At 71.6% G+C, this 12,243-nt stretch carries 12 protein-coding genes; 6 read left to right on the top strand and 6 right to left on the bottom strand.

Features of this window, described 5'->3' with window-relative positions:
- Window positions 1–8 precede the first annotated feature (8 nt).
- Window positions 9–593, bottom strand: coding sequence for a hypothetical protein (locus KCH48_RS07465; protein ID WP_210571334.1), 585 nt, complete (start codon window positions 591–593; stop codon window positions 9–11).
- 305 nt (window positions 594–898) lie between these two features.
- On the opposite strand from KCH48_RS07465, the gene KCH48_RS07460 reads away from it, so the two are divergent.
- From KCH48_RS07460 to KCH48_RS07445, 4 genes are all read left to right on the top strand, one after another.
- Window positions 899–1,984, top strand: a complete 1,086-nt coding sequence (locus KCH48_RS07460) for a sialidase family protein (protein WP_210571333.1) — start codon at window positions 899–901, stop codon at window positions 1,982–1,984.
- 64 nt (window positions 1,985–2,048) lie between these two features.
- Window positions 2,049–2,726 carry a uracil-DNA glycosylase gene (locus KCH48_RS07455; protein ID WP_210571332.1) on the top strand — a complete coding sequence of 226 codons (678 nt, stop codon included), beginning with the start codon at window positions 2,049–2,051 and terminating at the stop codon, window positions 2,724–2,726.
- Window positions 2,723–3,781, top strand: a complete 1,059-nt coding sequence (locus KCH48_RS07450; protein ID WP_307840829.1) for a BadF/BadG/BcrA/BcrD ATPase family protein — start codon at window positions 2,723–2,725, stop codon at window positions 3,779–3,781. The genes KCH48_RS07455 and KCH48_RS07450 overlap by 4 nt, the downstream gene beginning before the upstream one ends.
- 131 nt (window positions 3,782–3,912) lie before the next feature.
- Window positions 3,913–4,836: a sirohydrochlorin chelatase gene (locus KCH48_RS07445; RefSeq protein ID WP_210571331.1), complete on the top strand. Its 924-nt coding sequence runs from the start codon at window positions 3,913–3,915 to the stop codon at window positions 4,834–4,836.
- Window positions 4,837–4,961: 125 nt separating this feature from the next.
- Here the strand turns inward: KCH48_RS07445 and KCH48_RS07440 are convergent, their stop codons facing one another.
- The 3 genes from KCH48_RS07440 to KCH48_RS07430 all read right to left on the bottom strand — a co-directional run bounded on the left by KCH48_RS07440 (window position 4,962) and on the right by KCH48_RS07430 (window position 8,983).
- Entirely contained in the window at window positions 4,962–5,996 is a 1,035-nt protein-coding gene (locus KCH48_RS07440; RefSeq protein WP_210571330.1) for a lactonase family protein, read from the bottom strand.
- 90 nt (window positions 5,997–6,086) lie between these two features.
- A complete protein-coding gene (locus KCH48_RS07435) occupies window positions 6,087–7,565 on the bottom strand; it encodes an FUSC family protein (protein ID WP_210571329.1) in 1,479 nt (492 codons plus the stop codon).
- Window positions 7,566–8,314: 749 nt separating this feature from the next.
- Window positions 8,315–8,983: a GntR family transcriptional regulator gene (locus KCH48_RS07430; protein WP_210571328.1), complete on the bottom strand. Its 669-nt coding sequence runs from the start codon at window positions 8,981–8,983 to the stop codon at window positions 8,315–8,317.
- A gap of 118 nt (window positions 8,984–9,101) precedes the next feature.
- Between KCH48_RS07430 and KCH48_RS07425 the strand changes: the two genes are divergently transcribed.
- A complete protein-coding gene (locus KCH48_RS07425; RefSeq protein ID WP_210571327.1) occupies window positions 9,102–9,533 on the top strand; it encodes a VOC family protein in 432 nt (143 codons plus the stop codon).
- A 47-nt stretch (window positions 9,534–9,580) separates the two neighbouring features.
- Entirely contained in the window at window positions 9,581–10,231 is a 651-nt protein-coding gene (locus KCH48_RS07420) for an SDR family oxidoreductase (protein ID WP_210571326.1), read from the top strand.
- Between the two features lie 50 nt (window positions 10,232–10,281).
- On the opposite strand, the gene KCH48_RS07415 is transcribed toward KCH48_RS07420, so the two are convergent.
- Entirely contained in the window at window positions 10,282–10,950 is a 669-nt protein-coding gene (locus tag KCH48_RS07415) for a response regulator transcription factor (RefSeq protein ID WP_210571325.1), read from the bottom strand.
- Window positions 10,947–12,227 carry a sensor histidine kinase gene (locus tag KCH48_RS07410; RefSeq protein WP_210571324.1) on the bottom strand — a complete coding sequence of 427 codons (1,281 nt, stop codon included), beginning with the start codon at window positions 12,225–12,227 and terminating at the stop codon, window positions 10,947–10,949. The genes KCH48_RS07415 and KCH48_RS07410 overlap by 4 nt, the downstream gene beginning before the upstream one ends.
- Window positions 12,228–12,243: the final 16 nt, after the last annotated feature.

Genomic DNA, 12,243 nt, shown 5'->3' with positions numbered 1-12,243 from the left:
CCCGTCGCTCAGCCCGTGGTCCGCCCCCACAGCGGGCCGAGCAGCGCCCACTCCGCGTCCCACATCTCCATGCGCCTGCGCTCCAGCCGGCCGCGCAGGACCCGGCCTCCGACGAAGGGAAGCGCCGCCGCTGCCACCCCCATCAGCGCGCCGGTCATCGCGGCCTGCATGCGAGCCTGGGACACGGTGGCGGGCCTGGTCACCAGGCGGCCCTGCGGGTCCGTCCACACGGTGACCGGCGAGCCGACGGCGCTGCCCGTGCGGACCCGGGCCTGGCCGGTGTGCACGGAGCCGTCCGGCGCGGTCCAGCGCACCTTGCCCCACACCCGCTCGCCGCTGACCGATCCCGCGTTCGTGTCGACCGGGCCCGGAGCCCGCTCGGTGAGCCGGGCCACCGCGGGACGCCACTCGACGCGCTCCCGGGCCAGCCTGTGCTCCACGGACCGGTCCACCGCCAGACCCGCGGACACCGCCACCAGGACGGTGAACACCCAGGCACCGAGCACCACCCAGGCCTCCACCACGTCGGCCTGACGCTTGAGCGGGTTGCGCCGCCAGCGCCACAGCCACACCTTCGGACCACGGAACGCCATCGAAGGCTTCCTCTCATGAGCGCGCGAACATCCCCGACCGTCCTTCCATACGTCGGACGGCTCGCGGATGCTCAGGGATGGTCCCCCGGGCCGACCGTCCCACGGGCCCGACGCGCTCACCGGCGTCTGACCGAACATGACCGGACCGGTCCGGGATCGGCGCCGTGCACAGGGCCGTGCGCAACACCCGGCACGGGCCGCCGCACCGCCCTGACCTGCGAGACAGCCCTTTCCGGAGGTGACTGTCAGTGGTGGGGTGCAGACTGGCCGGTGTCCTGGACAAAGATGTCGCGGAGGTGTTGGGCATGACCGAGGTACTGCTCGCCGTGGGCACGCGCAAAGGCCTGTTCATCGGGCGCCGGCGCGGTGGCGCATGGGAGTTCGACGAGAGTCCCTACTTCAACGCACAGGCCGTCTACTCGGTCGCCCTCGACACCCGCGGCGACCGCCCGCGGCTGCTGGCCGGCGGCGACAGCGCGCACTGGGGTCCGTCCGTGTTCCACTCCGACGACCTGGGCCGGACCTGGACCGAACCGTCCCAGCCGGCCGTCAAGTTCCCCAAGGACACCGGCGCTTCACTGGAGCGGGTGTGGCAGCTGCACCCGGCCGCCGCCGAACCGGATGTGGTGTACGCGGGCACGGAACCGGCCGCGCTGTACCGCTCCGAGGACCGCGGCGAGAGCTTCGAACTGGTCCGTCCGCTGTGGGAGCACCCCACCCGCTCGCAGTGGGTGCCGGGCGGCGGCGGTGAGGGCCTGCACACCGTGGTGACCGACAAGCGGGACCCGCAGGCCGTGACGGTCGCCGTATCGACCGCGGGCGTGTTCCGCACCACCGACGGCGGCGCCAGCTGGTCACCGTCCAACTCCGGTGTCTCCGCGGTGTTCCTGCCGGATCCCGACCCGGAGTTCGGACAGTGCGTGCACAAGATCGCGCAGGACTCGGCGACCCCGGACCGGCTGTATCTGCAGAACCACTGGGGCGTCTACCGCAGCGACGACGCGGGCGCGCACTGGACGGACATCGGCGAGGGCCTGCCCTCCACGTTCGGATTCGCGGCGGCCACACACCCCCACCGCGGCGACACGGCCTATGTGTTCCCGATCAACGCGGACGCGGACCGGGTGCCCGCCGACCGCAGGTGCCGGGTCTTCCGCACGGCGGACGCGGGCAAGACCTGGGAGCCGCTGTCGGCGGGGCTGCCGCAGGAGGACCACTACGGCACGGTGCTGCGCGACGCGCTGTGTACTGACGACGGGGATCCGGCTGGCGTCTATTTCGGCAACCGCAACGGCGAGGTGTTCGCCTCGGCCGACGACGGCGACAGCTGGCAGCAGCTCGCCTCGCATCTGCCGGATGTGCTGTGCGTCCGTGCGGCGGTGATCGGTTGAGCACTCCGAACGGCCTTGGCCACCGGTTGATCGCCGTTGCCTGTACGGCAGTAGGGTGACGCCCGTGGCATCACGACCCTTGCATGAAATCGTCGAACCGGGCTGGGCGAAGGCCCTGGAACCCGTCGCCGGACGGATCGCCTCGATGGGCGACTTCCTGCGCGCGGAGATCGCGGCGGGGCGCACCTATCTTCCGGCGGGACCGAATGTGCTGCGGGCCTTCCAGCAGCCCTTCGACGACGTCCGTGTCCTCATCGTGGGGCAGGACCCTTATCCGACGCCGGGGCACGCGGTGGGGCTGTCGTTCTCGGTCGCGCCCGATGTGCGTCCGCTGCCCGGCAGCCTCATCAACATCTTCCGGGAATTGAACGCGGATCTGGGGCTGTCCCAGCCGTCCAGCGGTGATCTGACGCCGTGGACCGAGCAGGGCGTGCTGCTGCTGAACAGAGCGCTCACCACCGCGCCGCGCAGTCCGGGCGCACACCGCGGCAAGGGCTGGGAGGAGGTCACCGAGCAGGCCATCAGGGCGCTGGCGGGGCGCGGCAAGCCGCTGGTGTCCATCCTGTGGGGCCGCGACGCCCGCAACCTCCGCCCCCTGCTCGGCACTCTCCCCTCAGTGGAGTCCGCCCACCCCTCCCCCATGTCGGCCGACCGCGGCTTCTTCGGCTCCCGCCCCTTCAGCCGCGCCAACGACCTGCTGATCCAGCAAGGGGGGCAGCCGGTGGACTGGCGCCTGCCGTGACCGGTGTGGGGGCCGGGGCGGATGCGGCTCCGCCTGACCCCGCGCGGACGACGCCCCCGTCCGGCCCCGCCCGACTCGCGGATACGCCCGCCGGTTTCCTCGCCGTCGACTCCGGCGGCTCCGGCCTGCGCGTGGTCGTGGCGACCGCGCAGGGGGACGTGAAGGCCCAGCGGGAGTCACGGGTGCCGGTGCGGACCGGTGCGCAGGGTATCGATCCGGGGCATCTGATGGAGCAACTGGTGCCCATGGTGCGGGCGTTGGTGACCGAGACCGGCGTGCGCCAACTGGACACCGCCGTCGTCGGGGCCGCCGGGCTCTCCACGCTCGGCGCCGCCCTGCGCGCCGAACTCCCGGGTGCGCTGCGCCAGGAGTTCGGTGTCCGGACGCTCGCGCTCGTCGCCGACGGCGTCGCCGCGTATGTCGGCGCCGTCGGGCCGCGGCCCGGTGCCGTGGTCGCCGCCGGTACCGGGCTGATCGCCATCGGCACGGATCTGACGAACTGGCGTCGCGCCGACGGCTGGGGGCATCTGCTGGGCGACTGCGGCGGCGGGGCCTGGATCGGGCGGGCCGGACTGGAGGCGGCGCTGCGCGCGTACGACGGGCGGCCCGGCGGGTCCGCCGTGCTGCTGGCGCGCGCCGAGGAGGAGTTCGGACCGATGCCGGGGCTGCCCGGCAAGCTGTACCCCCGGCCGGACCGGCCCGCCGTCCTCGCGTCCTTCGTGCCGCATGTGGCCGCGTGCGCGGACGGCGACCCCGTCGCCGCGGGCATCCTGCGCACGGCCGCCCGGCACATGGCCGAGTCCGCGGCAGCCGTCTGCCCGCCGGACGCGGATACCCGGGTCGCCGTCACCGGCGGGCTGCTCAAGATCGGCGCCCCGCTCGTCGTACCGCTGGAGGAGGAGCTGTCCCGGCAACTGCCGCGCGCTCGCCGGGTCCCGTCCGCCGGTGATCCGCTGGACGGCTCCGTGCGTATCGCGACGGACCTCGCGGCGGGCGCGTTCACCCTGCCGAGTGACGAGGCGATGCTGACCGTGGTCACCGTCAAGGGGGACTGACCCACAGACCGGCCGGAAGCCGCTGAGCACTTCTGATCCGACCGTAACTCATCAGACAAAACCGGACGGATACCGCTCACCTGCCCCCTCCCCGAACAAGGGAGCCCAGGAAGCCAGTAACATGCGTCGCCATGAGCTCCCCCACTGGGCCCGCGTCCGGCCTGCCAGTACGAATGCCGCGACCTCGCCAGCCCGGGCGGCACCGCCGACCCGAGCCCCTGGCGGCTCCCGACGGCGCGCCCGCGTTCGTCCTCGCGGTGCCGGGCACGCCCAGCGCCGCCACGCGCAGCCTCTCCGAGGAGGTCGTGAGCATCGCCCGCTCCGAGCTCCCCGGCCTGGACGCGCGGATCGGGTACCTGGACGGGGACGACGGAGAGTTCCCCACGCTCACGTCCGTCCTCGCGCACGCCGCCCAGGAGCGCACGGCCCGCTACGAGCAGGCGCGCGCCGCGGGTGTGGACGCCAAGCAGCCCGACGGCCCCGTCGCCGTCGTCGTGCCACTGCTCGCCGGGCCGGACAGCGCGCTGCTGCGCCGGGTCCGCCAGGCGGTCATGGACAGCCGTGTCGCGGCCGATCTGACCGATGTGCTCGGCCCGCACCCGCTGCTCGCCGAGGCGCTGCACGTTCGCCTGTCGGAGGCCGGTCTGGCCCGCGCCGACCGCGCCCGGCTGTTCACCGTGGCGACCGCCGCGGACGGCATCGTCCTGGCCTCGGTCGGCGGTGAGGAGGCCGTGCAGGCGGCCGGGATCACCGGCATGCTGCTCGCCGCGCGCCTCGCGGTGCCGGTGATGGCGGCGGCGCTCGACCAGGACGGCTCGATCTCGTCCGTCGCCGAGCAGCTGCGTTCCTCGGGCTCGCAGCAGCTGGCCCTGGCGCCCTATCTGATCGGCCCCGAGATCGACCCGGGCCTGGTCGACGCGGCGGCCAAGGAGGCGGGCTGCTCCGCCGCCGAGCCGCTCGGCCCCTACCCCGCGATCGGCAAGCTCGCGCTGGCCAAGTACACGACGGCGCTGGGCATCGCTCCGCAGCAGGCGCAGGGCTCGCCCGTGCGGTGACGCTCCGCTGGGTAGTGCCGGGATCCGTCTGTCGTCGTTCGTCTGCGGCGGCGTCGTGGCTGGTCGCGCCCACGCGGCGGAGCCGCATATTGACACAGCCCCGCGCCCCTTCGGGGCGCCCTGGTTCAACCGATGACCACGCAGGATGCGGCGGTGACCTCGATCAGGCCGCCCGGGCGCGGGAGGCCGGTGGCCGGGTCGATGGTGAACCAGGTGATGTCGCCGGAGCGCTCGTTCGCGGCGTAGAGGAAGCCGTTCGCCGAGGTGAGGGCCCGGGGCCAGTGGCCGCCGCAGGTGACCGTGCCCACCAGATGCAGTTCCTCGCCCTCGACGGCGAACGTGGACACCACGTCCTCGCCGCGGGTGGCGGTCCACACGAAACGGCCGTCGGGTGACGCGACGATGCCCGACGGGTAGGCGTCACCGGCCGGCTGCCCGGCCAGCACCGGGGCCTCGGCCAGCGGTTTCAGCGAGCCGTCCGCTGCGTCCCAGCGGCAGACGGTGACGGTCGGGGTCAGTTCGTTCAGCACGTAGGCGTATGAGCCGCGCGGGTGGAACGCCAGGTGCCGGGGCCCGGAGCCGGGGCGCAGGGCGATCTCCCGGTGCACTTCGAGGCTCCCGTCGGTCAGCGTGCACACCCGTACGGAGTCCGTGCCGAGGTCCACGCTGACGGCCCACCGGCCGCTCGGATCGGGCTGCACCTGGTGGGCGTGCGGGCTCTGCTGGCGCGGTGTGTGCGGGCCGGAGCCGGTGTGCCGGAGCACGCCGGACGCGGCGGGGGCGAGGGTGCCGTCGGCGCGCAGGGGCACGGTGGTGACGCTGCCGGAGCCGTAGTTGGCGGTCAGGACGTGGCCGGCGAACAGGCTGAGGTGCGTGGGGCCGCTGCCGTCGACCGGCACCGCGGAGCCGGCCGGCTCGGGCTTGTCGCCGGTCACGCGGTACGCGGCCACCGCGCCGTCGGCGGTCTCGCTGACCGCGTAGAGCGTGTCCCCGTCGGGCGACAGGGCGAGATACGAGGGGTCGGGCACGGTCTCCACGCTGCCCAGGACGGTGAGCGCGCCGGTGTCCGGGTCCACGGCCGCCGTCACGATCCCGGCGCCCCCGGCCGCCGTGAACGACCCGATGAAGGCCCGCCGCTGTCGCCTGCCGCCGTCTGCCACCGCTGTCCCCTCTCGGTGCCTGTGTTGTCGGAGGTGACGCTAGCAGTCGATCACAATCGGTCTAGACCAAATCGGGCGTCGTCAGGGGATTCACGTTCCGACGAGGGGCGAGCGCGACGGGGCCCGCAGCGGCTTAGCGAGGTCCGCGAGGGCCCGCTCCACGCCATGCAGGTGGGCCAGCGCCGGCTCCGTCGCGGTGGCCTCGATGGCGGACTCGGGGACGTCGCCACCGCCGGTGAGCGCCTCGACGGCGGCCTCGACGCGCCAGCAGGCAGCGGCGAGGCGTGCGTCGTGCGAGGCCTCGGGATCGGCGGCGACGGCGGCCAGGCCGCGGATCTCGCGGGCGCAGTCGTCGAGGAGGGCGAGCACGCGGCGGGCGCGGCGCTTGCGGCCGAGCATCGGGTTGAGCGGGTGGACCAGCGGGGCGACCGAGAGCCGTACACGGCCGAGCAGCTGCTCCAGTTCGGCCACCCGGGTGGTCGGGTCGGCGCCTTCGTCTCCGGCGAGGCGAGCGGTCGCCTCGGCGGTGGCCGCGTGCACGCAGTGCAGTGCCCGCTGGATCCAGGCATCGTTCGTGGCGTGCGTGGTGACCGGCAGGACGAGGACCACGGCCAGCGCGGCACACAGCGCGCCCACACCGGTCTCTGCAAGACGGAGCCCGAGCAGGCTGGGGTCCAGCACGCCCAGCAGGCCGTAGAGCAAGCTGACCATGACCGTCACCGCCAGCATCATCCAGGAATACGAGACGGCGGCGCTGTAGAAGATGCCGAAGACACAGACCGCGACCAGGGCGGCCGTCGGCGCGGGAGCGCCGTGCAGCGGGATGGCGACCAGCAGGCCGACAGCGATACCGATCACAGTTCCGAAGAGCCGGCGGAAACCGCGGACCAGGGTTTCGCCGCGAGAAGCTGTGTTGACGAAGATCCACCAGACAGTGCCGACGGCCCAGTACCAGCGCTCTTCGGAGAGCAGCTGCCCGACCAGAAGCGCGAGAGCCGAGGCAGCAGTGGCCTGGAAGGCTTGCCGGGTGGTGGGCCGCGCCAATCCGCTGCCGGGCAGGGCCGGCGGGGCTGCCGCGGGTGGGGTGTGACGCTCGATGGGCCAGAGCACGAAGCGCGTGGCGCCGGCCGCGAAGAGGGCAAGGCCCACGGCGGTGTACAGCTCGGGCAGCTGAGCGGGAACCGCGTGCAGGAACTGCGTGATGAAGAAGTTCATGAACGCGAAGATCCCGAGCGCGTGGCCCCGTGGGCCCCAGCGGCGGGCATAGACCCCACAGAAGACGACGGCCAGGAACGCGGCGTCACGGGCCGGGGTCATGCCGTGCAGTGTGGTGGCAAGTGCCAGCACGGGGAATCCGGCCACGGGAAGAAGGACGGTGGTGATCCGCTGGTCACGGACGGTCGCATCGGTGACCGTGAAGAGAGCGAGCAGCGCCGCCAGCCCTCCGGTGATCGATGCGGTGAGCGATAGCCCGCAGAGTTCGGAAACGGCGACGGCGACGGCGACACCGACGACAGCGCGGGTCGCGTTCCGCAGCCTCAAGCGCCCCGGGTCCGGAGCCACGAACATCCTTTTCACAGCGGTGCGCCGCCCCCCTTGTGGTGGTACGCGTCCTGCCCACGGCCGTCCTGGGTGGCGGACAACAAGCAGGCACGACGAAGGCACCGCGGTCCGGACCCGGCCTCGTCGCCGTCCGGCGCTGCGCGGCGCCGCAAGTACATGGATAGGGCAAAGATAACCACCTCCGGGCCCACTGGCTCAACTGTCGCGAGATTGACTGCGCCAATGGCACAGCTGCTCAGCCTCGATGTCGACCGATGGGTAGCCAATGGTTCAGACTTCACCCAGCCCATGGGCAGCGTCTGACCTCAGGGGGCGGGCCGACCTTAGGTACCAGCGAATCCCCGGTTACGGATCCGGGATCTCACGCACGGCCACACCAGCGATCAGCTACCTGCGGAGAGGTCCCCGTCAAGGAGCCGTGCCGTGAGTTCCATGCACCGCGTTCGGGCCGCGGAGAAGCCATAGGGCATCTTCACCGATCTGGTGGTAGTGACGAATGGCGCGCGGGGTGGTTCCGGCAGAGGCGGCGGCATCGCCGATCTTGACCTCGCGGGGAGGCGTGGCGGAGGGGTACGTCGCTCGACGACACCACATGCCGCTACGGCATGTGCAACTACCCAGGACCGGAATGGGTGGGGAGATCCGTCGAGCAGGTCTGATGGCACCCCGAACGGCGCCGGCCGGGGAGCAGTTGACCCCACGCAGGGTTCAGGTACTCGGCCTCGTCGCGCGAGGTCTGTCCAACAGCGACAAGGTCAGCTCGGTTCGCGAGCCCCGGTGATCACATCGACGGCGTGTCGGCGATGCGCGGCGAAGAGGCGGACTGCGGTATCGGTGCCGCGGGAGCGCAGGGCCGCGACGAGTTCGCGGTGCTCATCCGGGATGCGGGTCAGGTATCCGTCGGTGCTGTGGCCGATCCGGGTCAGCAGGAAGAGGTGAACCTGGCACCGTATGCCCTCCCAGGCATCCACCAGTCGCTGGTGGCGGGCGGCGGTGAAGACGGCGTCGTGGAAGACGATGTCCAGGCGGACCATCTCATGCTCGTCGCCGGCGCGCTCCATCAGGGCGGTGATCTGGTCCAGTGAGGCGAGGTCGTCCGCGGAGGCGAGGTCGAGCACACGCCGCACGGCCAGGTCCTCCAACGCACCGCGCAAGCTGTGAAGTTCGGCGATGTCCTCGGGCGAGAGCGTGGTGACGGTGGTTCCGCGGTGCCACGCGCAGTGCACCAGGCCCTCCCGTTCCAGCAGCCGCAGGGCCTCGCGAACAGGGCCTCGGCTGACGTCCATCACTCCGGAGAGCTCCACCTCGCGCAGCTGCTCACCGGGGGCGTACGCGCCGCTGAAGATGGCGTCGCGGATCCGGTCCGCGACCTCGTCGGCCAAGCCTCGCCGACGCGCTGGAGAGACCTTGCCCGGCTCGCTCATCGCCCCGCTCACCACTCAGTTCTCTCGTTGATGCCCTCGTACAAGCTCAGCATGATGTCGTAATGTTAACATTCAGCCACTCCATCAGCCGAGTTCATCCGGCCACAGGAAGGCAGCAATGACCGTTCTCGACTCCCCCATCCCGCGGTTCCACCTGGCCATGCCGGTCGACGACCTCGACGCCGCGCGCACCTTCTACGGCGAGGTGCTGGGCCTGAAACAGGGACGCAGTGCGGACACGTGGGTGGACTGGGACCTGTACGGCCACCAGTTCGTCACCCACCTCGCGCCCGAGCGTCCGCAGCGAATCCACAACCCTGTCGACGGCCACGACGTGCCGGTGCCTCACTTCGGGCTGATCCTTACGGTTGCCGCGTTCCACGGTCTGGCCGAGCGACTGCGCACGGCGGGCACCGAATTCGTCATCGAACCCTATGTGCGCTTCGAGGGTCAGAAGGGCGAGCAGTGGACCATGTTCCTCCACGATCCGGCCGGAAACGCCCTGGAGTTCAAGGCGTTCGCCGATGACTCCCAGGTCTTCGTCGCCTGACACCGGCGACCTTGGCGAACCCCAATGGTGCAAGAGTGGAGAAGAGTATGAAGGTGTTTCAGATCGGCGCCGCCGGAGGCGTCGGTCGCAGGCTCGCGCAGCTGCTCACCGCCCGCGGCGACCAGGTGACCGGCATGCACCGCTCCCCCCTCCAGGCCGACACGGTCCGGACCTCCGGCGCCACACCGGTCACCGGAGACCTGATCGAGGACTCCGTGGAGGAGCTGGCGGCCAAGTTGAGCGGGCACGAAGCGGTGGTGTTCTCGGCCGGCGCCCACGGCACCGGCAGGGACAAGACGACGCTGATCGACGGCGAGGGCCTGCAGAAGGCCGCCGACGCCGCCGAGCGTGCCGGTGTCCGTCGGTTCGTGCTGGTCTCGGTGTTCCCTGACGCCCTGCGCGACGGCGAGCGCAGCGAGGGCTTCGAGCACTACATCAAGGTCAAGAAGGCCGCGGACGTGTACCTGACCCGGACCGGCCTGGACTGGCTGATCGTCCGCCCCGGCACGCTCCTCGACACCCCCGGCACCGGCCGGGTGACGGCAGGTCCGGCGGTCGAGTACGGCGACGTACACCGCGACGACGTGGCGGCCTTCATCGACGCCGTCCTGCACGAGCCTGCCCTCAACCGGACCATCGTCGAGCTCACCTCCGGCGACACCCCCATCGGCGACGCGGTCGCTGCCCTCGCGACCTGACCATCGGTCTGCGGGCGCATCCATCACCACTGCCCGGACGACACGTCGACTCAGCCGAGATGTGGCCGAGCAAGCCCGAGATCGTAGGCGAAGATCACGGCCTGGATGCGGTCACGGGCGCCGATCTTGGCCAGGACCCGGCCGACGTGGGTCTTGACGGTGGACTCGGATACCACAAAGCGGTCGGCGATCTCCCCGTTGGTCCAGCCCTTGCCAATGGCGACGAGGATCTCTCGCTCGCGGTCGGTCAGCGAGGCAAACCGCGGGTCCTCGGCGGCATCGGCCGTGCGCTGCTGCAGTTGGTGGGCATATTCGTCCAGGAGGCGGCGGGTGAGGGCGGGGGCGATGACGGCATCGCCCTGGGCGACCGCGCGGATACCTGCGAGGAGTTCGTCGGGGCGGGCGTCCTTGAGGAGGAAGCCGCTCGCACCGGCGCGCAGGGCATCGTGGACGTACTCGTCCAAGTCGAAGGTGGTCAGGACGAGGACGCGGGAGCGACCACCGGAGGCGATGATTCGGCGGGTGGCCTCGATGCCGTCCATGCCCGGCATGCGTACGTCCATGAGGACGACATCGGGGCGTAGTTCGGCGGCCATACGCACGGCTTCGGCTCCGTGAGAGGCCTCGCCGACCACGTCGGTTTCTGGTAGGGACTCCAGCAGCAGGCGGAAGCCGTACCGCTGGAGCTGCTGGTCGTCCACGATGAGCACGGTGGTCATCTGGCGCCCCCTCGAGAAGTGAGGTCGAGCGTGGCCTCCACGCCCCATCCTCCGCCCGGCACCGGCCCCGCGCTGACGATCCCGCCGTAGAGAGCCGCTCGCTCTCGCATGCCCACCAGACCATGTCCTTCCTCGTTCGGCCGCCCGGACCGGCCACCCTCGCCGCCGTCCTGAACTCGTATGGTCACCTGTGTGTCCTGCACGGCGATCGCAAGGTCGACCCGCGTGGCGGCACCAGCATGTTTGAGGGTGTTGGTGAGGGCTTCCTGCACAATGCGGTAGACCGTCAGCTGTACTCCGCTGTCCAGCACGTCCATGTCCCCGCTGGTGCGGTAGACGACCTCCAGCCCGGCAGCGCGGACGCCGGCGCACAGGGCGTCGATATCCGCGACGCCGGGTTGCGGGCTGAGTTCGGGCGCGTTCTTGAGGCCGTCGGTCTCCTCACGCAGGACGCCCAGCACCCGCCGCAGCTCGCTCAGTGCCTGGCGGCCGGTGTCGCCGATCATCAGCAGGGTCTCCTTGCCTCGTTCGGGGGCGATGTCGGTGGCGTACGCGCCGGCGTCGGCGAGGGTGATCATGACGGCCAGGTTGTGGCCGACGATGTCGTGCATCTCCCGGGCCACTCTCGTGCGCTCGGTGGCGGTCGCCAGCCTGCTTCGCTGGTCGCGCTCGATCTCCAGACGGGCCGCCCGCTCCCGTAGCCCGGCGAGCTGAGCCCGGCGGATCCGTACCATCAGGCCGAGCGCGACGGCGGCGGTCGTGGTGGCGAGGAGGAAGAACAGCGCGTCCGAGACAGGCATCGCCGCCGATATACGCACCGCGACCAGCACCATCGCGCCCGCCGTGACCCCGCAGGCCCACGGCAGGTGCCGTAGCCGCCCGTGCAGAGCCAGGCTGTACAGGGCGATGAACAGGGCGACATCCGCGCGCAGCGCGACCTGAAGCGACCACTGGAGGACGAACACCGCCGCGACGGCGCCGAACGCCACCAGCGGCCTTCGACGCCGCCACAGCAGCGGCAGCACCAGCCCGGCCTGCAGGGCGAGGATCCCCGCCACGGGCACCTCGGTGAACAGGGCGTGGATCTCGCGTGGGGCGTCGCCTTCCACGGCACCGCCGTCCAGCACATCCGGCAGACAGAACAGCAGGAAGACCAGCCCGACGACCGCGGCGTCGAGCGCCCACGGGTGTGCCCGGTCCGCCTGCCGCAGCCGCCGGCCGATACGGCCCAGGCGGGCGAGCGGCAGGCCCGTCCCGCTCAGGTCGTCGGCGGTCATGGAAGTCACCTGCCCA

The organism is Streptomyces sp. GESEQ-4, assembly GCF_017948455.1.
GTDB lineage: Bacteria > Actinomycetota > Actinomycetes > Streptomycetales > Streptomycetaceae > Streptomyces.
This window is presented reverse-complemented; position numbering and strand designations above follow the sequence as displayed.